Annotated in this window: 21 protein-coding genes; 7 read left to right on the top strand and 14 right to left on the bottom strand. The window is 44.5% G+C overall.

The genetic code is table 11. The annotated features are described in order from the left end of the window. Positions 1-45: 45 nt before the first annotated feature. Both RIN81_RS00320 and RIN81_RS00315 read right to left on the bottom strand, forming a co-directional pair. Complete coding sequence (locus tag RIN81_RS00320; RefSeq protein ID WP_309086795.1) at positions 46-1,254, bottom strand: ABC transporter permease; 1,209 nt, start codon at positions 1,252-1,254, stop codon at positions 46-48. Then, positions 1,251-1,988, bottom strand: a complete 738-nt coding sequence (locus RIN81_RS00315; protein WP_309086794.1) for an ABC transporter ATP-binding protein — start codon at positions 1,986-1,988, stop codon at positions 1,251-1,253. The genes RIN81_RS00320 and RIN81_RS00315 overlap by 4 nt, the downstream gene beginning before the upstream one ends. 129 nt (positions 1,989-2,117) lie before the next feature. Between RIN81_RS00315 and RIN81_RS00310 the strand changes: the two genes are divergently transcribed. The 5 genes from RIN81_RS00310 (at position 2,118) to RIN81_RS00290 (ending at position 5,424) form a co-directional block, all read left to right on the top strand. Next, positions 2,118-2,528: an HIT family protein gene (locus RIN81_RS00310; RefSeq protein WP_309086793.1), complete on the top strand. Its 411-nt coding sequence runs from the start codon at positions 2,118-2,120 to the stop codon at positions 2,526-2,528. Positions 2,529-2,629: 101 nt separating this feature from the next. Then, positions 2,630-3,001, top strand: coding sequence for a YtxH domain-containing protein (locus RIN81_RS00305; RefSeq protein WP_309086792.1), 372 nt, complete (start codon positions 2,630-2,632; stop codon positions 2,999-3,001). A 139-nt stretch (positions 3,002-3,140) separates the two neighbouring features. After that, positions 3,141-3,734, top strand: a complete 594-nt coding sequence (locus tag RIN81_RS00300) for an HTH-type transcriptional regulator Hpr (protein ID WP_375164481.1) — start codon at positions 3,141-3,143, stop codon at positions 3,732-3,734. Between the two features lie 413 nt (positions 3,735-4,147). Then, the gene (locus tag RIN81_RS00295; RefSeq protein ID WP_242232413.1) at positions 4,148-4,336 is read left to right on the top strand and encodes a hypothetical protein; all 189 of its coding nucleotides are present in this window, start codon (positions 4,148-4,150) and stop codon (positions 4,334-4,336) included. A gap of 107 nt (positions 4,337-4,443) precedes the next feature. After that, positions 4,444-5,424, top strand: a complete 981-nt coding sequence (locus RIN81_RS00290) for a peptidylprolyl isomerase (RefSeq protein WP_309086791.1) — start codon at positions 4,444-4,446, stop codon at positions 5,422-5,424. Between the two features lie 30 nt (positions 5,425-5,454). On the opposite strand, the gene yhaM is transcribed toward RIN81_RS00290, so the two are convergent. Then, complete coding sequence (gene yhaM, locus RIN81_RS00285) at positions 5,455-6,399, bottom strand: 3'-5' exoribonuclease YhaM (RefSeq protein ID WP_309086790.1); 945 nt, start codon at positions 6,397-6,399, stop codon at positions 5,455-5,457. Between the two features lie 141 nt (positions 6,400-6,540). Between yhaM and RIN81_RS00280 the strand changes: the two genes are divergently transcribed. After that, on the top strand, positions 6,541-6,723 hold the full coding sequence (locus tag RIN81_RS00280; RefSeq protein ID WP_309087478.1) for a YhzD family protein: 183 nt from the start codon (positions 6,541-6,543) through the stop codon (positions 6,721-6,723). Between the two features lie 13 nt (positions 6,724-6,736). Here the strand turns inward: RIN81_RS00280 and RIN81_RS00275 are convergent, their stop codons facing one another. The 3 genes from RIN81_RS00275 to RIN81_RS00265 form a co-directional block, all read right to left on the bottom strand. Continuing rightward, on the bottom strand, positions 6,737-7,534 hold the full coding sequence (locus tag RIN81_RS00275) for an enoyl-CoA hydratase (RefSeq protein ID WP_309086789.1): 798 nt from the start codon (positions 7,532-7,534) through the stop codon (positions 6,737-6,739). 81 nt (positions 7,535-7,615) lie between these two features. After that, positions 7,616-8,755, bottom strand: a complete 1,140-nt coding sequence (locus RIN81_RS00270) for a DUF445 domain-containing protein (RefSeq protein WP_309086788.1) — start codon at positions 8,753-8,755, stop codon at positions 7,616-7,618. A gap of 61 nt (positions 8,756-8,816) precedes the next feature. Beyond that, on the bottom strand, positions 8,817-9,080 hold the full coding sequence (locus RIN81_RS00265) for a metal-sensitive transcriptional regulator (RefSeq protein WP_242232419.1): 264 nt from the start codon (positions 9,078-9,080) through the stop codon (positions 8,817-8,819). A gap of 269 nt (positions 9,081-9,349) precedes the next feature. Between RIN81_RS00265 and RIN81_RS00260 the strand changes: the two genes are divergently transcribed. Further along, a complete protein-coding gene (locus tag RIN81_RS00260; RefSeq protein WP_242232420.1) occupies positions 9,350-9,553 on the top strand; it encodes an alpha/beta-type small acid-soluble spore protein in 204 nt (67 codons plus the stop codon). 49 nt (positions 9,554-9,602) lie between these two features. Here RIN81_RS00260 and fumC read toward each other — a convergent pair whose 3' ends face one another. The 8 genes from fumC to ilvD all read right to left on the bottom strand — a co-directional run bounded on the left by fumC (position 9,603) and on the right by ilvD (position 19,972). Beyond that, positions 9,603-10,991, bottom strand: coding sequence for a class II fumarate hydratase (gene fumC / locus RIN81_RS00255; protein WP_309086787.1), 1,389 nt, complete (start codon positions 10,989-10,991; stop codon positions 9,603-9,605). A gap of 316 nt (positions 10,992-11,307) precedes the next feature. Next, positions 11,308-11,907: a 3-isopropylmalate dehydratase small subunit gene (gene leuD, locus RIN81_RS00250; RefSeq protein WP_309086786.1), complete on the bottom strand. Its 600-nt coding sequence runs from the start codon at positions 11,905-11,907 to the stop codon at positions 11,308-11,310. Between the two features lie 15 nt (positions 11,908-11,922). Continuing rightward, positions 11,923-13,335 (bottom strand): 3-isopropylmalate dehydratase large subunit, encoded by a 1,413-nt coding sequence (gene leuC / locus RIN81_RS00245; protein ID WP_309086785.1) that lies wholly within the window; start codon positions 13,333-13,335, stop codon positions 11,923-11,925. A 99-nt stretch (positions 13,336-13,434) separates the two neighbouring features. Continuing rightward, the gene (gene leuB, locus RIN81_RS00240) at positions 13,435-14,544 is read right to left on the bottom strand and encodes a 3-isopropylmalate dehydrogenase (protein WP_251270587.1); all 1,110 of its coding nucleotides are present in this window, start codon (positions 14,542-14,544) and stop codon (positions 13,435-13,437) included. Between the two features lie 51 nt (positions 14,545-14,595). After that, on the bottom strand, positions 14,596-15,612 hold the full coding sequence (gene ilvC / locus RIN81_RS00235) for a ketol-acid reductoisomerase (protein WP_251270588.1): 1,017 nt from the start codon (positions 15,610-15,612) through the stop codon (positions 14,596-14,598). 39 nt (positions 15,613-15,651) lie between these two features. Further along, positions 15,652-16,173 (bottom strand): acetolactate synthase small subunit, encoded by a 522-nt coding sequence (gene ilvN / locus RIN81_RS00230; RefSeq protein ID WP_242232426.1) that lies wholly within the window; start codon positions 16,171-16,173, stop codon positions 15,652-15,654. Beyond that, complete coding sequence (ilvB, locus tag RIN81_RS00225) at positions 16,170-17,909, bottom strand: acetolactate synthase large subunit (protein ID WP_309086784.1); 1,740 nt, start codon at positions 17,907-17,909, stop codon at positions 16,170-16,172. Before ilvB ends, ilvN begins: the two co-directional genes overlap by 4 nt. A gap of 395 nt (positions 17,910-18,304) precedes the next feature. Next, entirely contained in the window at positions 18,305-19,972 is a 1,668-nt protein-coding gene (gene ilvD, locus RIN81_RS00220; RefSeq protein WP_309086783.1) for a dihydroxy-acid dehydratase, read from the bottom strand. Positions 19,973-20,009 lie beyond the last annotated feature (37 nt).

The raw sequence follows: 20,009 nt of genomic DNA, 5'->3' as shown, positions 1-20,009 counted from the left end.
ACAGTGTAGCATGACCAATGAACTAGTACCATACAAAACCCTCTTTTAAAAACGATTCATTTTTTTCAACCGACCTGGTGTATATATCCAAACAAAGAAAAGCGTGAACGTAATAGACACAGACAAAACAATAGCGGCTTCCAGCCATCCGCCTGACAGGGCGGCGATGCCGAATACAACCGATTGAATCAGCAGTACACGCATCAGCAAAAGCTGAAGTGCCCTTTGCTTTCCATCTTCCCCTTCCGGATAAAGTTTCGGCCAGATCAGATAGCCGTGTTTGGCCCAAATAGGCAGTAATTGAAATCCGGTTAAGTACAAAAAGAGCAGCGCAGAAATGAGCTGAATCGGCAGCAGGCCGCTTAAGGTGATAATCAATGCAGCGATCACAGTCAGCCGGACAAACAATCCAATATATTCATTCATCCGCACAAAGGTCCGGAAAAGCAGATACGTGTACGTGCCCTTTTCTGGTCCCGGCAGCAGGCCATCCAGCCAGGCACGGCGCTTTACCGTTCCACGCAAATGCGGCACATCTGTAAACATATTCGCCAGCCGGTAAAAAGCCGCCATTCTTTTTCCTTCAAGCTCAGCCAGCAATTCCCATTTTAAAGGACGGTTTCCGAGCCGTCTTATATAAAACAGCCATAGCAGACCAAGCAGCACAGCGGCACCGGCCCATGCATATTCCGTTAAAAAAACAGCCGATAGAAAAGAGACGTTCAGCAGAAAACGAACTGCTATATCCATTGTTCGTGTTTGGCCTGTCAGTGTGTTTAACGCACGAAAACGACAAAATAAATTCCAAATCTTCGCGGCCAAAACAGCGCCTAAAAATACAAAAAAGTTTTCATATCCTGTTCCCGCGGCTTTTGCGTACATTGGCATAGCAAAAGCCAACAGCGCAATGAGCACATAGCTTTGTGCTGCAAAGCTCGTCCACACTGCTTTTTGAAAATAAGCTTTCAATTCACTTTCAAGCGGAAGCAGGTACACCGTATCAGGCGGCTTTATATAGGTGTAAACGGGGCTCCAGGCAAGCACGGCACCGAGCACAGCTGCCATAATAAAAGGGGCCGGAAATGATTCATCAATGGTGCGTATCCAGCCGCTGTAATAGTACAAAACCGCCCCAAGCGCAAAAACGAGCACAAAAGCCAGATGATCATTAAACATATAACGTGTATATTTGCGGATTTCCGCATAATATGCGGAAGCACGTTCTTTAAACAAATCGTTCGCTGAAAACTTCATAGTGCTGCTTCCTTCGTCAATTCTACATAAATATCGTCCAGTGCAGCATCCGGCATACTGAAATTACGGCGCAGCTCTTCCATTGTACCTTTCGCGCGCACGTGCCCTTCATGTAAAATCACAAACCTATCACAATACTTTTCCGCCGTCGCCAGGATGTGTGTGGACATTAAAATGCCCGCACCGCTTCTTTTCATGTTATCCATTAAATCGAGAAGCGAACGGATACCGAGCGGGTCAAGTCCTACAAATGGCTCGTCGATAATATAAAGTGCCGGTTCCGTTAAAAACGCGCCCATAATCATCACTTTCTGTTTCATTCCTTTTGAAAAGTGAGCCGGAAACCATTTCATCTTTGCATCGAGACGAAATTCTTTTAAAAGCGGACCAATGCGTTTTTCATACTCCGCTTCTGATAAGCCATAAGCAGCGGCTGTTAACCGCATATGTTCCTCAAGCGTCAGCTCATCGTAAAGCACCGGTGTTTCCGGTATAAATGAAAACTGGCGCCGGTACACGGATGGATTTTCTTCAAGAGTGCGCCCATTGATCGAAACGCTTCCTTTCGTCGGCTCCATTAAGCCAATAATATGCTTAATAGCTGTACTTTTACCGGCTCCGTTTAATCCGATCAGCCCGACAAGCTCGCCCTTGCCGACTTGAAATGAAACGTCGTGCAGTACTGGTTTCCGGGTATACCCTCCGGTAATATTTTCCACAGATAATAATGACATTCGACAACGTCCTTTCTCCTCAAATCGTTACCCGTATCATATCAAAATTATCCCTTTTGCACATAGTTCCCTGCACCTGGAATGTATGCTACACTTTTCTTAGCCAATACATAAAAGGAGTGCTGAATCATGGACAACTGCATATTTTGTAAAATTATAAAAGGAGACATTCCGTCAGCAAAAGTATACGAAGACGAAAATGTCTATGCTTTTCTCGATATCAGCCAGGTAACAAAAGGGCATACACTGGTGATCCCAAAAGCACATCACGAAAACCTTTTCGAGCTTCATCCAGAAACAGCCGGCCCTTTCTTCGAATCGGTACAGAAAGTAGCGAAGGCCATTCAAGCTGCCTTCTCTCCTAAAGGGTTAAATTTATTAAACAATAACGGTGAAACAGCCGGACAGACGGTTTTTCATTACCATATGCACTTAATTCCGCGTTACGGAACAGATGACGGCTTCCATCCTTCATTTAAAGAAAGTAATGGCCAGTACGATTTAGCACAAATTGCTTCTTTGATCCATTCTCGCCTTTAGGAAGAAGCCGCTGACCTATGTTTGTCCGATTCTTTTTTCGGGAACGATAATTCATATATGTATGAGTAGATACGAATAACATGACTAAAGAGGTGGAAAATATGAATAAGAAAGCCCTATTTGCAGGATTTGCAGCTGGACTTGCCGGCGGTGCGGCGGTAGCACTGTTGAATGCGCCGGCAAGCGGACAGGAAACACGTAAAAATTTAAAAAACAAGCAAGTGTCCGCCAAGCTGGCTTCGATGGAAATCAAGGATAATGCCGGCCAGGTAAAAGAGTCCGTTAAGCGTCTTGTTCAAACAGCGAAACAGGAAGTTCCTGAAAAAGTAAATAGTTTAAAAACAAATGCGGCTCTTTGGAAAGAAAGTATTGAGCCAAATGTTAAAACACTTCAAAAAGAAATTTCCAATATTCAACATACTGTTGAAGACCTGCAGGAAACTCTGCCGCAGCCGCCGGGCTCAGGCAAATAAAATAAACGAAAAGGGAATTCCCTTTTCGTTTATTTTATTTTTCAGCTTATTCAAAAATTTTCGTTAATTTCCTCTTTCTATTTTTTTATTTTATTGGCATAATATAAAGCAATGAAATAATAGATTTGAGGTGGACGACATTCATAAAGCAAACGATTCTGCATCGACCCATCATTATACAATGAAAGAAGCATTTATGTTCAGCCAGCGGATGGCCCAGCTTTCAAAAGCGCTATGGAAAGCAGTCGAAAAAGACTGGCAGCGCTGGATTAAACCTTATGATTTAAATATTAACGAACACCATATTTTATGGATTGCTCATCATTTACAAGGGGCTTCTATCTCCGATGTGGCTAATTTCGGTGTTATGCATGTATCTACGGCGTTTAACTTCTCTAAAAAACTAGAGGAACGCGGGCTTTTGACATTTTCTAAAAAAGAAGATGACAAACGAAATACATATATCGAAATTACGCCGGCCGGCCAAGAATTAATTTTTGATTTAATGGAGCAGTATGAGCCTGAATCCAACCTCGTCTTCTCTGGTACTGCGCCGCTGCGCGAATTATTTGGAAAGTTCCCCGATATGGTCGAACTAATGGCGATTATTAGAAATATTTACGGGGATGATTTTATGAATATTTTCGAGACCTCTATTCACAATATCGAACGGGACTTCGATGAAGAAAACGGAGAGTTAAAGCGGGCTAAACGTTCACAGGCGTCCGAGTAAGCAGACTGCTGGCCGGATGCTTTTTTATGCGGGAAAAGCGGTTCGTTCTTTTTCTCCAGAGCCGTTCAAATAAACGGTTCCCCGCTTTTCATCCTGATTGGGCCAGCCTGCCGCAGACGTCATGGCCGGCCAATCTTAACATCCTGTTCTTTTTCAAAGCTGTTTCGCTTAAAGGAATTGTTTTTGATATGACCGTGTAAAAACCGCTGCCCGCCTATGCCAGCAAGGTTCTGCTTGAATTTCTTTCTGAGAAGCTTCGTCTTCTTTCCCCTACCATGCAGTGATTAGGCATTAATGGAAGTACTGGTATCGAAATAAATGGATTCATAGAAGCATTATAAGCGGGTTCTATTTTCAATTTTTTCGACCTTTTGATATAGTTAAAGGTACAGAGCTTACAGAGGGGGCATCATATGGCGGCATTAATTATTACATTTATTCTTTTCTCCGTCTTTATTTTGTATCATATAAATCGAATGACAAACTTACTGTGTATTCAAAAGGAAATTCCGGAAGAGCGGCATGAAAAAATATTCCGGACCGTAAATATTTTGATGGTTATTTTACTTTGCTCTTCTTACATTGAAATATTATATGTATAGGCCTGTTCTTTTTCAGAAGACGGGTCTTTTCTTTTCCCAAGCCGGCAACTGTGTTATAGTTGTCTGTGGAATAGAGATTAAATGAACATTAGGGAGTTGTTTTTTGCATGAAGAAATGGGCATTGCCATTATCGCTTGCAGCAGGCGTGCTGGCGCTTTCCGGCTGTGGAAACAGTGAAGGAAACGTTATCGCTACATCAAAAGCAGGCGACGTAACGGACATGGAGCTTTACGCAGAAATGAAAGAAAAATACGGCCCGCAAATGGAACAGGCCTTGCAGGAACTAATGCAGAAAAAAGTTCTTTCCGACAAATATGAAGTGACGGATGAAGAGCTTGATAAAGAAGTGAAAACGGCAAAAGAACAGCTGGGCGACCAGTATGAAATGTTCTTGGCTCAATACGGACTTGATGAAGATGGCTTTAAAGAGTTCCTAAAGCTCGAGCTTCTTCGTGAAAAAGCAGCGCTTGCCGATATAAAAGTAACGGATAAAGAAGTCAAAGAATATTACGATTCATGGCAGCCGGAAATTCAAGTCAGCCATATTCTTGTAGAAGATGAAGCCAAAGCAAAAGAAGTAAAGCAGAAATTGGCTGATGGCGGCGACTTTGCGGAACTTGCGAAAGAATACTCAACGGATACCGGATCTGCCGAAAATGGCGGCAGCCTTGGCTGGATCGACAATGCCGGCCGCGCGCAATTTGTACCTGAATTTACAAAAGCACTGAGCACTTTGAAAGTAAATCAAGTAAGTGAGCCGGTTAAATCAGATTATGGATACCATATCATTAAAATTACGGATCAAAAAGAAAAAGCTTCATTTGAAAAAATGAAGAGCCAAATGACAGAAGAACTGAAAAAGTCTAAAGTAGACTCTGCAGCGCTTCAAGAAAAGCTGGATAAAGTGATGAAAGACGCTGATGTAGAAGTGAAAGACGAAGACTTTAAAGGCGCTTTTGACACGGAAGACGCTACAACGACAGAGGAAACTGCTCCAACTGAAGAAGGAACCACAACAGAAGACAATGCCGCTACAACGGAAGATACAACAAACAGCGATGCTGCTCAGACAGAAGAAGCAAAATAACAAAAAAGCACCCGTACGGGTGCTTTTTTCTTAATTCGAAAAGCGCGGCTTGTAAAAAGTTCGGTTATCCAGCGGAAAAATCCGTTCAGTAAACTCGCCCGGCTTCGCCCGTTCAAGTGCACGGTCGAGCATATTCATTTTAGCGTCAAGATTGTCAATATAGTGAAGCATTTCCGCTTCTTTGATCATCGGAGGCTTCGGACTCCCCCATTCCGCTTTTCCGTGATGAGACAGCACAATATGCTGAAGCACCATCACTTCTTCTCCTTCAATACCAAGCTCTTTCGCCATTTGGCCGATTTCATTAACCATAATGGAAATATGGCCGATTAAGTTCCCTTCTGCTGTGTACGTTGTTGCTACCGGCCCTGAAAGTTCAATGACCTTGCCAAGGTCATGTAAAATCACACCTGCATACAGCAAGTCGCGGTCGAGCGATGGATAAAGATCGGCAATGGATTTTGCCAGCTGCAGCATTGATACAACATGGTATGCAAGCCCTGAAACAAATTCGTGATGGTTTTTTGTTGCAGCCGGATACTCTAAAAACGGCTGATGGTATTTTTTCAACAGCGCGCGTGTAATACGCTGAATATGAGGATTTTTCATTTCAAAAATAAACTGGGTAATCGTTTCCGTCATCTCTTCCTGGCTGAGCGGTGCTGTTTCAACGAAGTCACCCGCATCCATTCCGTCCTGTGGAGAAGCTGGACGAATCTGCCGAAGCTTCAGCTGCATACGGCCCCGGTAATTTTGAATATCTCCCGCCACTTTTACGATCGTCTGCGGCGTATACATTTTGATTGTTTCTTCTTTTGCATCCCATAGCTTTGCTTCAATTTCTCCGCTTGTATCTTGAAGCATAAGCGTTAAATACGGATTTCCATTAACCGCTGTGCTTTTTACCGCTGAGCGGATCATCAGAAAGCAGTCAACACTTTCTCCTGCTTCATACTGTGTAATGCCTTTTCCCATTGCACCGTCCTCCTTATTCCCTGCATCGTTTCTTTCTATTATACCATAGATCATATGTTCTTTCTTGTTCCTGCCCCTTTTTTGTTTCATCCTTATTTTATACAATGATTGAAACAACATAAAGGAGGATTGAAGCTGAACATGTATAGGCTGACTGTCTTCGAAAAAAACGGAAAAAAGCTGTTCGATCAGTCCTTTGAAGCGGATTCAGACGAAGCAGCAAAAATACACAGCTTTGAGCTGATTCAAAAGCTCGCCGGTGAGGATAAAACATATCGTTGTACGTCTTTGGACGGGAGGTTGCTGCTTTTTCATACTGAGTAATTAGAAAGCGCATTCAATTAATGAATGCGCCCTTTGTCCGCCGGTTAAATACCGGCTTTCTTTTTTCTAAAAATGCCGCTATTCCTTCCTGATGGTCGGTGCTTCTCCGCATTTTTAACTGGCCCTGCTTTTCAAGCTCTAACGTTTTTAACAGCTGCAGCCTGTTCATATCTGCTATAATTTTCTTTGTTTTGATCATGGCTTGAATAGGCTTTTGCTGTAATTCTTTAATTAAATATTCCACTTCTTTCCCAACAGTGCCAGGCGTGACAGAACGATCTGCCAGTCCGATCTCCGCTGCTTCCGCTCCGCTGATTACTTTGCCATCCCAAATGATTTTCTTGGCTTTTGCAGCACCGAGCCGGTTCTCAAGCATAAAATGTCCGCCTCCGTCTGGTATAAGACCCATTTCAATAAAATTCACAGCAAGTCTGGAATCCGTTTCGCATAAAACAAAATCTGCTGCCAAAGCAATGCTTAATGCAAGCCCAGCAGCTGCTCCATGAATCGCTGCGATCGTCAGCTTCGGCATGGTGTAAAAATAAAGGGCGATGTCTGAGATAAGTTCCATAACGGGCTCAAATGGCATTTCATTCGCTGCTGATAGCATTTCTTTTATGTCTCCGCCTGCTGAAAATACAGGGCCTGTCCCTGATAAAATGACTATATCCACTTCATCATTCCGGCTGATTTCTTTTAAACAGCTGCGTAGCTCTTTCAGCATCTCCACGTTGAGGGCATTCAGCACATTTGGACGATTCAAACCAATATAAGCTGTTTCGTGTTCAATGGAACAAAGTATATGTCTCATTTTGCCGCCTCCCCTTTTTCACCTTTATCATACCGAAAAGGAGCCAAAATTTGAAGTATTTTGAATAAACAGACGCTCCCTTTATAAAGGGAGCACTGACATAATCAAAGCCTGCAAAATGCCGATTAAGCCGCCGAGCAGAGCTCCGAGCCATGTAATCATTTTTAATTCGCGATGAGCAATTTCAAGAACAATTCTTTCGAGCCGTTCGGTTGAAAATGCTTCAATCTGGCTGCGGACAATGCCGTCAATTTCCAGCTTTTGCATAACAGAAGGAACGCGTTTTGCTGCTCTTGCCAATCCCTCCTCCGCAAGCTTTGGGACAAAGTCGTGTATAAGCTTTTCTTCGTATGGCGCCAAATAAAGAGATACTGGCCGGTCCAATAATTCTGCTATATTAAGCTGATTTAGGATAAACACTTTCGTTTTTTGAAGCGCTTTTTCATCTGAAAAATGTTCAAGTACATGTGACCAGTTCCAGTCAATCATTCGTTCCCATTCGTTTTTCAGCATCGTATTGACCAGATCTTTTGCTCCCGGACTTATAAAGAACTTTACAATCTCGAGACGAATTTTTTCCTCAAGGGATGTATTGCCTACCACCATCCGAATCATGCTGCCGATTCGTCCCCATTCTGATAAAAGATCGTTTGTCATCCGTTTTACCCGGTGCCGGCCTTCATCACTGGAAAAATAACCAGCTCCTTTTGTTAAAAGGTATGATGAAATGTCGGGTATTCTTGCTTCTGCCCGGTCCAGCCACTCAGCCGGCAGTGATTCTTTAACAGGCTGATCTGTGTAAAAATCTTTTATGTTTGCGTACTTTTCATCCATCCATTTTTGAAGATGCGCTTCTATTTTTTTCTCTGGCCGTGAAATGTGTGCTTTTTGAAAGATCTCAGCAATCGTTATCTCCGACCGAAGCCACTTTTTCGCCTCTGTCTGTACAACCGCTCTTATTTCTTCCCGAAATTCAGGTTCTGTCATCTTTTGTTCAATACTGCTTGGAGTAAGCAGATGTTCATCCACCACTTTTCCAATCTGCCTGGCAAGCTCCGCTTTTCTTTTTGGAATCAACCCTGGTGTAAAGGGAACGCGCCATTTGCTAATGTAGTATTCCTTATATGGCCGAAACAACATACGGATCGCTATAGCATTTGTTATACCGCCGATCAGCGCTCCAATCACCCCCATAAACAATACCAGCCACAATATGCCCAACGTTTTCCCGCCTTTCTTTATAAAAAACGATGCCGTTCCAATGGGAGCCGGCATCGTTTTTTCATCTGCTTTTTACAATCATATTCACTGCTGCTTGAATGGCATCATCGGCTTTTTCGCCGTTTTCATGGGCACTACGAATACATGCTTCCAGGTTTTGCGCGACAATTAAGCCGATTGAACGGTCGACTGCGGAACGAATGGCGGAAAGCTGCGTGACAACTTCACGGCAGTCTTTGTCTTCCTCCACCATTTTCATAACTCCGCGCACTTGGCCTTCAATACGGCTCAGCCGATTTTTCACATCACGATTGTATGTTTTCATCGTCCATCTCCCCGTTCTGCTCTCCCTTTTTACTTTATAAGCCAGTTTTTTTGTATCCATAGTATAGCACAGCCCTTTCCAAAACGCTTGCCACAGGCATTTTCCTTTAGTGGAAACAACTACCTACAAATATTGCGGATAAAGAAAAGAGTTCAATCCATACTAGGATTACAATCAACAACGGGTCTTATCCGGCAGTCCGGACGATTTATCGTAGCGGTGCAACTCCGTTAGTACCCGGCCAATTAAAAAAAGGGAGATGAACAGTTATGGCAAACAACAACAGTTCTAACCAATTACTTGCACCAGGAGCACAACAAGCTATCGACCAAATGAAGTACGAAATCGCTTCTGAATTTGGTGTACAGCTAGGTGCTGACGCTACATCACGCGCTAACGGTTCAGTTGGTGGCGAAATCACAAAACGTTTGGTGCGCATGGCTGAACAGCAACTAAACGGCTTCCAAAAGTAATAGGGTAATGACCCAGCAATCCGCCTCAAATATTGAGGCGGATTGTTTTTTATTTCTTTTTCGGCAGATTTACCATTTTCGCCGGGTCAATCCACTGCTCATATTGCTCCTCGGTTACATAACCGGATGCAAGAGCGGCTTCTTTTAAAGTGGTTCCCTTTTGGTGAGCGGATTTCGCAATACTTGCCGCTTTTTCATAACCGATGTGCGGGTTTAAAGCCGTTACAAGCATCAGTGACTGCTCCATTAAAGATTGGATACGTCCCATATTCGCTTCAATACCGACTGCACATCGTTCATCAAATGAGACAATACCGTCAGCTAAAAGACGAATCGACTGCAGCGTATTATACACAATAACTGGCTTAAACACATTTAATTCAAAGTTTCCTTGGCTCGCTGCAAATCCAACCGCAGCATCATTGCCAAATACCTGAACAGCAGCCATCGTCAGCGCTTCACTTTGGGTCGGGTTTACCTTTCCAGGCATAATCGAGCTTCCCGGCTCATTCGCCGGAATCGTCAGCTCTCCAATACCGCTTCTCGGCCCGCTGGCAAGCCATCTTACATCATTAGCAATTTTCATTGCATCTGCTGCCAGCGCTTTTAATGCACCGTGAAAAAAAACAATTTCATCGTGGCTTGTCAGTGCATGAAATTTATTAGGAGATGAAATAAACGGATAGCCCGTTTGTTTTTCCAGCTGTTCGGCTGTTTTTTCACCAAATGATGGATGGGCATTAATACCGGTACCAACCGCTGTACCGCCAATTGCCAGGTGAAGCAGCTCCCGCTGGGCCAGTTTAATCATATCGATACTGCGGACGATCATGTGCCGCCAGCCGGATATTTCCTGCCCAAGGGATAAAGGTGTTGCATCCTGCAAATGGGTACGGCCGATTTTGATTATATCCATAAATGCTTTTTCTTTTTTCTTTAATGTTTTTTTAAATTGCTTTAAGGCCGGTTTTAAACGTTTTTCTGTTTCATCATACAAAGCAATATGCATGGCGGTCGGAAACGTGTCATTCGAACTCTGTGACATATTTACATCATCATTTGGGTGAATGGATCCTTCTTTCCCCGCGATTTCAGAGGCGCGCCGTGCTACAACCTCATTTACGTTCATATTCGATTGCGTGCCGCTGCCGGTCTGCCAGACGACCAGCGGGAAATGCTCGGGACCAATATCACCATTCAGAATATCGTCACAAGCTGCCGAAATTGCACTCATTTTTTCTTCGGACAGCTTTCCAAGACTTTCGTTTACGATGGCAGCCGCTTTTTTTAAGTGAGCAAAGGCGTAAATCATTTCTATTGGCATTTTTTCCGTGCCAATCGGAAAATTCTCTAAGCTCCGCTGTGTTTGTGCACCCCAGTATTTATCCGCGGGTACCTGAATTTCCCCAATCGTATCCCTTTCGATTCGAGTGTTCATTATGTATCCTCCTTTAAGTAGTATCTCGTTACACTTTTCCCGCTTTTTCCTCCATCATTCCCAAAATATTAAAAAAGCAGTTTATTTTCCCAAACCAATATACGAACGAATGCTTCTTATTCTTGAACATTTTGCTTCTCTGCGTTTAAGCTGTCACTCCTTAGGGAATCTTATGTATAACAAAATAAAGCGTGGGGTGAACGGAATGTTAAGAACAATTTTAATGATCATTGGGGCTATTGTTGTCATATCATGGATTGTATCTATGCTCTAATAAACCAAAAAAGACCTTTCTGGTAGAAAGGTCTTTTTTTATTTAGCTGTATTGTTTACCGTATACTCTTTCTTCAAACTGGCGAATGCGGTCTTCAGCTGTTAACGTAACCGAGATCTCATCCCAGCCATTCAACAACATTTTCTTCCAGTACGGATCAATGTCAAAGTGAGCTTTAAAGCCGCTGTCATCACTCACTGATTGCTCTTCAAGGTTAATATGAAGCTTAAAGCCTGGTGTAGAAGATTTTTGAAGCAGTGTTTCTACTTCCTCATCCGTCAGCTTTACCGCAAGAATTCCATTTTTAACACTATTGTTGTAGAAGATGTCCGCGTAGCTCGGTGCAATAATGACGCGGAAGCCATAATCAAGCAAAGCCCACGGAGCATGCTCACGTGAAGAGCCGCATCCAAAGTTTTCACCGGCCACTAGAATTTCAGAATCCGCAAATTGCGGGTCATTTAAAATAAAATCTCCACGTTTATTGCCCTCATCATCAAAACGCCAGTTGTAAAAAACAAATTGGCCAAAACCTTGACGCTCGATGCGCTTTAAAAACTGTTTCGGAATAATTTGATCCGTATCGATATTTGCCCGGTTAATTGGGCATACTGTTCCTGTAAATTGATTGATCGGTTCCATAACGGCTCCTCCTTCTTATTGGTTTACGCCTGCTAGTTCACGTACATCTGTAAAGCGACCCGTTACCGCCGCCGCTGCCGCCATTGAAGGGCTGACAAGATGGGTGCGGGCGCCGCTGCCTTGACGGCCTTCAAAATTACGGTTAGATGTAGAAGCACAGCGTTTGCCCGGAGGCACAATATCATCATTCATAGCAAGGCACATTGAGCAGCCTGACTCACGCCACTCAAATCCGGCATTGATAAAAATTTGATCCAGTCCTTCCGCTTCCGCCTGCTGTTTAACCGTCTGAGAACCAGGAACAACAATAGCTGTTACATGATCCTGTACCTTGCGGCCTTTTGCCACTTCTGCAGCAGCACGCAAATCGCTTAAACGAGAGTTTGTGCAGGAACCAATAAATACATAATCAACCGGAATTTCAGTTAATTTCGTACCCGATTCAAGTCCCATATACTCAAGCGCATGGCGTACAGATTCTTTGTCCGCTTCTCGTTCAAAGTTATCCGGTGACGGAACAACACCTGAAATACCGCTGCCCATTGACGGGTTCGTTCCCCATGTCATTTGCGGCTCAATTTCTGCAGTGTCGATTTCCAGCGTTTTGTCATATTCTGCACCTTCATCAGATGCAAGAGCAAGCCAAATTTTCGCTGCTTCTTCAAACTCTTCACCCTGCGGTGCATAACGGCGGCCGCGTAAATATTCAACAGTCGTCATATCCGGGCTGACAAGACCTGCACGTGCTCCAGCTTCGATGGACATATTGCAGATTGTCATGCGCTCTTCCATAGAAAGAGAGCGAATAGCTTCACCTGTGAATTCCATTACATAGCCCGTCCCGGCATTCACACCAAACTTTGCAATAATCGCTAATATAATATCTTTCGCTTGAACACCAAAACCAAGCTTGCCATTTACTTTAATTTGCAATGTTTTCGGCTTCTTTTGCCAAATCGTCTGGGTAGCAAGTACGTGTTCTACTTCACTTGTTCCGATACCGAAAGCAAGTGCACCAAACGCACCATGCGTGGATGTGTGGCTGTCGCCGCAGACGATTGTTTTGCCCGGCTGTGTAAGACCAAGCTGCGGCCCGATAACGTGCACAATCCCTTGGTCTGGGTGATCAATATCGGCTAATTCAATGCCGAACTCACGGCAGTTTTGTTTTAATGTTTCCATCTGTGTTTTGGAAATTGGGTCATTGACAATGTGGCGATTGATTGTTGGAACGTTGTGATCCATAGTGGCGTATGTTAAATCGGGCCGTCTGACACGGCGTCCGTTCATACGTAATCCTTCAAATGCCTGTGGTGATGTCACTTCGTGGACAAGATGCAAATCGATGTAGAGCAGATCCGGCTTCCCTTCTTCTCTGCTTACAACGTGATTTTCCCAAATTTTTTCGATAACCGTTTTTTTCGTCATTGTACAGCCCCCCTCTTATGTGCATTTTGATAAAAAACGAGGACCCCGCCTTCTTCTGCAAATGTTACAGAAGAAGGTTGAATCCACGTGGCGTTTCCTTTACATGTATACAACTTCGCCGGCCGATGCTGTCGTTTCTTCAGCGATGCGGCTTGTAACAAGCTCAATCATTTTATCTGTTCCTACCACTGTGCTGCCTTCCATTTGCAAGTCTGGTGTGCAGTATCCGTCATTTAAAACAGATTGCACAGCCCGCTCAATGGCTTCACCTTCAGCGCGCATATCCAGTGAATATTTCAGCATAAGAGCAGTGGACAGGATCATAGCCAGCGGATTGGCTTTGTTCTGGCCGGCAATATCTGGTGCCGAACCGTGAACCGGCTCATACAGCCCAAGGCCGCTTTCCGATAAACTTGCCGATGGCAGCATGCCAAGTGAACCTGTAATCATGGACGCTTCATCGCTTAAGATATCGCCGAATAAGTTTTCTGTTACGATAACGTCAAACTGGCCTGGACTAGAAATCAGCTTCATAGCTGCCGCATCAACGTACATATGGTCAACTGTAACCTCTGGATAATCTGCTGCTTTTTCATTAACAATTTCACGCCACATCCGGCTCGACTCCAGCACGTTGGCTTTATCAACGGATGTAAGCCGCCCATCACGTGCTTTTGCGAATTCGAATGCTTTAATAACGATGCGCTCGATTTCCGCCCGTGTATATTGAAGAGTATCCACTACGACTTCATTGTTTTCACCGCGGCGTTCGCTCGGTTTCCCGAAGTACAGGCCGCCCGTCAATTCACGCACAATGAGCATATTGACCTTTCCGGCAATTTCAGGCTTTAGCGGAGAAGATTGCACAAGCGTTTGGAATGATGGAATCGGACGCAGGTTGGCAAATAAGCCAAGCTCCTTCCGAATAGCAAGCAGGCCGCGCTCCGGGCGTTGGGCCGACGGCAGGCTGTCCCATTTGGGACCTCCTACCGCACCGAGCAAAATCGCATCACTTTCTTTGGCAAGTGCCAGCGTTGATTCTGGCAGCGGCGTCCCGTGCGAATCAATTGCAGCACCCCCAATATCAGCGTATTCTATCTCAAATTCGTGGCCAAAGCGTTTACCGACTGCTTCAAGAGCAGACGCGGCACCTGATGCGATTTCCCGGCCGATTCCATCGCCCGGCAAAATAGCAATTTTCTTCTTCACGTAAATCCCTCCGTTGCTTGAAATAACTTCTTTAAACTAGTTGAAAAGCGATTAGTTTTTCACGCTTTCCGCTTTTTGGTTTTGCTTGATGAATGGCATTAGGGCACGAAGCTCTTTTCCGACTACTTCAAGCTGGTGCTCGCTTTCACGACGAGTAATGGCTGTAAACTCAGGACGGTTCAATTGGTTTTCTTGCAGCCAGCCTTTAGCGAACTTACCTGTTTGAATATCTGTTAAAACGTCTTTCATGCGTGCTTTTGTTTCAGCTGTGATAACGCGTGGTCCTGATACGTAGTCACCCCATTGAGCTGTATCAGAGATTGAGTAGCGCATACCTGCTAGACCGCCTTCGTACATAAGGTCTACGATCAACTTCAATTCATGCAGGCACTCGAAGTAAGCAATTTCCGGCTGATATCCAGCTTCTACAAGCGTTTCAAAACCGGCTTTTACAAGCTCAGCTGTACCGCCGCAAAGAACGGCTTGCTCACCGAACAAATCTGTTTCTGTTTCTTCACGGAATGTTGTTTCCAAAATACCTGCACGGCCTGCCCCAACACCTTTAGCGTAGGCAAGAGCAATGTCTTTTGCCTGGCCTGTGTAGTCTTGATAGATTGCGAACAATGCCGGTACACCGGCACCTTGCTCATACGTACGGCGAACTAAGTGGCCAGGACCTTTTGGTGCAGCAAGGAATACGTCTACGTTTGCAGGCGGTGTGATTTGGTTAAAATGAACGTTGAAGCCATGAGCGAATGCAAGCGCGTTGCCTTCTTCTAATACTGGCTCGATTTCTTCTTTGTATACTGCTGTTTGATATTCATCTGGAAGAAGGATCATAATGATATCCGCTGCAGCACTTGCTTCGCGAACTGTTTTTACATCAAAGCCGTCAGCTGTTGCTTGATCAAATGATTTCCCTGGACGAAGACCTACTACAACATTTACGCCGCTTTCACGAAGGTTTAATGCGTGTGCATGCCCTTGTGAACCGTAACCGATGATAGCTACTGTTTTGTTTGCAAGTACCGCTTCGTTGATGTCACCATTGTAATAAACTTTTGTCATTTTTTTCATCCTCCAAGATTGTTTTTTTTGTTTTTTATTTTAATTTAAAATAGAAACCTGTTTTGAGTCTGACACAAACCGCTGGGAACCGCGTTTAATCGCTGTTTGTCCCGTACGTGCCACTTCTTTGATGCCGTAAGGACGAAGAAGTTCAATCATTGCTTCGATTTTCTCGAAGTTTCCGACAACTTGAATGGTCACACTATCCCGTGCAACATCAATAATGGTCGCCCGGAATGGTTCAATGATTACGTTGATTTCAGCCCGAGTTTGCGGAGTAGTCATCACTTTTATAAGAGCAAGCTCGCGTGTAACAATTGCCTGTTCAGTAATGTCACTGACTTTTAACACGTCAATTTGCTTATGCAGCTGTTTGACAACTTGCTCTACCATGCGGTCGTCTTCCACTTGGACAACGAACGTCATTTTTGAGACGCCTTCTGTTTCAGTCGCACCTACTGTAATGCTTTCAATATTAAATTGGCGGCGTGTAAACAGTCCGGCGATGCGGTTTAAAACACCGCTTTGGTTCAACACAGTTGCTGTTACAATTCTTCTCATTGCGGTTTCACCCCGATCATTTCATGAAGTCCTTTGCCTGGTGCGATCATCGGATAAACCATTTCTTTCGGTTTAATACGGCAATCGATCAATACAGGCTCGTTATCTGTCAGCGTTTCACGCATAACTTTTTCTGCTTCTTCCTCTGTTGTAACGACATAGCCGCGAATGCCATAAGCATCGGCCAGTTTAACAAAGTCCGGCTGAACCGGAATCAATGATTGAGAATACCGCTCTTCGTAGAATGTTTCCTGCCACTGGCGTACCATACCAAGCGCCTGGTTATTATAAATGACAATTTTAACCGGCAGCTTCAATTCTGCAACAAGTCCAAGCTCCTGCAAAGTCATTTGGAAGCCTGCGTCACCGGCTACCGCCACGACTGTTTTATCCGGCTTTGCAATTTGCGCGCCGATCGCAGATGGGAAACCAAAGCCCATTGTCCCAAGCCCGCCTGATGTTACCCATTGGTCTGGTTTTTTGAATCCGTAGTATTGCGCTGTCCACATCTGGTGCTGACCAACATCTGTTGTGACTACTGCGTCTCCATTCGTTACATTATGAATAATGCGCATTAACGATTGAGGAGAGATGCCTTCCCCGCCTTCTGTATTCCAAAGCGGATTTTCTTCCTTGTCTTTTTGAAGCTTTTGGCGCCATTCTTCTGCCTGCGGCACTTCTAGATCAAGGCTGAGAATTTTTTTCAATGCTTCTCTTGCATCCGCTACGATTGGGATATGGGTCGGCACGTTTTTGCCAATCTCTGCCGGGTCGATATCAATATGCGCGACCGTTGCATTCGGAGCAAAATGAGCCAGATTTCCAGTTAAGCGGTCATCGAAGCGAGCGCCGATATTGATCAGCAGGTCTGCCTCATAAAGAGCTGTGTTGGCCGCGTATGTTCCATGCATTCCGCCCATTCCAAGGAACAGTGGATGATCAGCTGGAAATCCGCCAAGGCCAAGCAGTGTGTTTACAACCGGAATTTGCATTTTTTCGACAAATTCAAGCAATTCTCCAGATGCTTTTGCAAAAAGAACACCTGCACCGGCTAAAATAACCGGCTTTTTCGCTTTTGCGAGCGCGCCACGAAGCTTTTTCACCTGCAAGCTGTTCGGTTTAAAGTTCGGCTGGTATCCCGGCAGGTTCAGTTCATCTACAAATTCTGCATTCCCGATTGTCGTTGCAATGTCCTTTGGAATATCGATTAGAACAGGACCCGGACGGCCGGTTGTAGCAATATGGAAAGCTTCATGGACGATTCTTGGAAGATCTTCCATTGAGCGAACCTGATAGTTGTGTTTTGTAATTGGCATTGTAATACCGATTACATCGGCTTCCTGGAATGCATCTGATCCGATGACGCCAGTGGCTACCTGTCCTGTAAAGATCACAAGCGGCAGAGAATCCATCATGGCATCCGCAATACCCGTTACAAGGTTTGTTGCTCCAGGACCAGATGTGGCCAATACAACACCTGGTTTGCCAGAAACACGGGCATATCCTTCTGCTGCATGGATAGCCGCCTGCTCATGCCGGGCAAGAATGTGGCGGATCGGATTTTTATAAAGTGCATCATATAATGGAAGAACCGCACCGCCTGGATAACCAAACATCACTTCTACGTTTTCATTTTTCAATGTTTCGACAAATAGGTCGGCACCATTCATTGGCTCTGCTCTTTTAACTGGTTCATTTTCAAATTTCAATTCCGGTGCTTTTGCATTTTGACTCATATTGATCTCCTCCAAATAATGGTTTATTGTCCGTATTGGCAAGAGGGTTCTTCTTTACAGAGGTATAAATACCCGTTTTAAAGCAAAAAGAAAAGTCCTTTCACGCCTGCGACTGCCGAAATAGCAACGCAGGGGTGAAAAGACTTCTCCTTTTCACGGTACCACCCTGATTCACGAATTTTCTTACAAAAATCCGCCTTATGAACCGATAATCGGCTCGTTTTGGTAACGGGTAGCTCAGCACCCGGCTTTTCCTACTGGATGACGTTCAGAAAAGCACTCAGAGGGGATGTCGCGATTAGGATGCACTCCCGGCTCTCAGCTATAACCGGTTCTCTGTGAAATGCAGTTCCTAACACTTTTTCCTCGTCAACGATTTATATGCAATACATATGTTAAATTTTCATAATTCCGCCGGTATTGGCAGAAGTAACAAGCTTAGAATAACGAGCAAGCCAGCCTTTTTTAATTTTCGGCTCCGGCTGTACAAAATCTGCACGGCGTGCTGCCAGCTCTTCTTCTGACAAGTCAACGTTCAGCGTACGATTTGTCAGGTCAATTTTGATTTTGTCGCCATTATGGATAAAAGCAATTGGTCCGCCTTCAGCTGCTTCTGGTGAGACGTGTCCTATTGAAATACCACGTGATGCACCAGAGAAACGGCCGTCTGTCATAAGCGCGACTTTTGTCGAAAGTCCACGGCCAGCGATCGCTGATGTTGGAGTCAGCATCTCCGGCATACCCGGTCCGCCTTTTGGCCCTTCATACCGGATTACGACAACGTGGCCTTCTCTAACGGTTCCATTATTGATGTTCTCAATAGCTTCTTCCTGCGAGTCAAATACGATCGCTTCTCCATCAAATGTTTTAATGGATGGATCAACGGCTCCTACTTTAATAACTCCGCCAAGCGGGGCAATATTTCCGTATAAAATGGAAAGGCCGCCGACTGGGCTGTATGGATCTTCTTTCGTCCGAATTACGTTTGTATTCGTAATATGGGCATCTTTAACATTTTCATAAACGGTTTTGCCCGTAATCGTCAAGCGATCGCCGTCAATGCCATTTTCAAGCTCGCACAGTTCACGGATAATCGCGCTGATGCCGCCTGCTTTATTAACATCATCCATTGTGTAATCTGATGCCGGACTTATTTTTGCCAAATATGGAATTCTATTGGCTACTTCATTTATACGATTTAAATCATACTCAATTTCTGCTTCATTTGCAATGGCTAATGTGTGAAGAACTGTATTTGTTGAACCGCCCATCGCCATATCAAGAGCAAAAGCATCATCAATCGCCCGTTCTGTTACGATGTCACGCGGTTTTAAATCATTTTCAATTGCGTTCAACAAGTATCCGACTGCTTCTTTAATTAAACGATGGCGTTCAGGACTAGTTGCCACAATCGTTGCGTTTCCAGGCGGTGTAAGCCCGAGCATTTCCATCAACGAGTTCATGGAATTAGCGGTAAACATCCCTGAACAAGACCCGCAAGTTGGACAAGCATTCGACTCGATATCGAGCAGCTCTTCCGCTGACATTTTGCCAGAAAGGTGAGCTCCGACTCCTTCAAATACAGAAGTCAGCGTTAATGGTTTCCCTGTGGAAGAAACGCCGCCTTCCATCGGTCCTCCTGACACAAACACAGCTGGTACGTTTGTCCGCACAGCGGCCATAAGCATACCTGGTGTAATTTTGTCACAGTTTGGAATGTAAAACACTCCGTCAAACCAATGTGCATTAATGACTGTTTCAGCTGAATCGGCAATCAGTTCGCGGCTTGGAAGAGAATAACGCATGCCAATATGGCCCATTGCGATACCGTCATCTACGCCGATTGTATTAAACTCGAACGGAACGCCGCCTGCTTCACGAATCTCTTTTTTTACGACTTCAGCAAATTTGTTTAAGTGAACGTGTCCTGGAATAATATCTATATAGGAATTACATACGCCGATAAATGGCTTATGTAAATCCGCCGTTTTTACACCAGCAGCGTACAACAAGCTGCGGTGCGGGGCACGTTCAACCCCTTTTTTAATCATATCACTGCGCATTGTATCTCCCCCATGATGACTTGCCTTTCAAATTGCC

The sequence above is a fragment of the Domibacillus sp. genome (assembly GCF_031181085.1).
Lineage (GTDB): Bacteria > Bacillota > Bacilli > Bacillales > Domibacillaceae > Domibacillus.
This window is presented reverse-complemented; position numbering and strand designations above follow the sequence as displayed.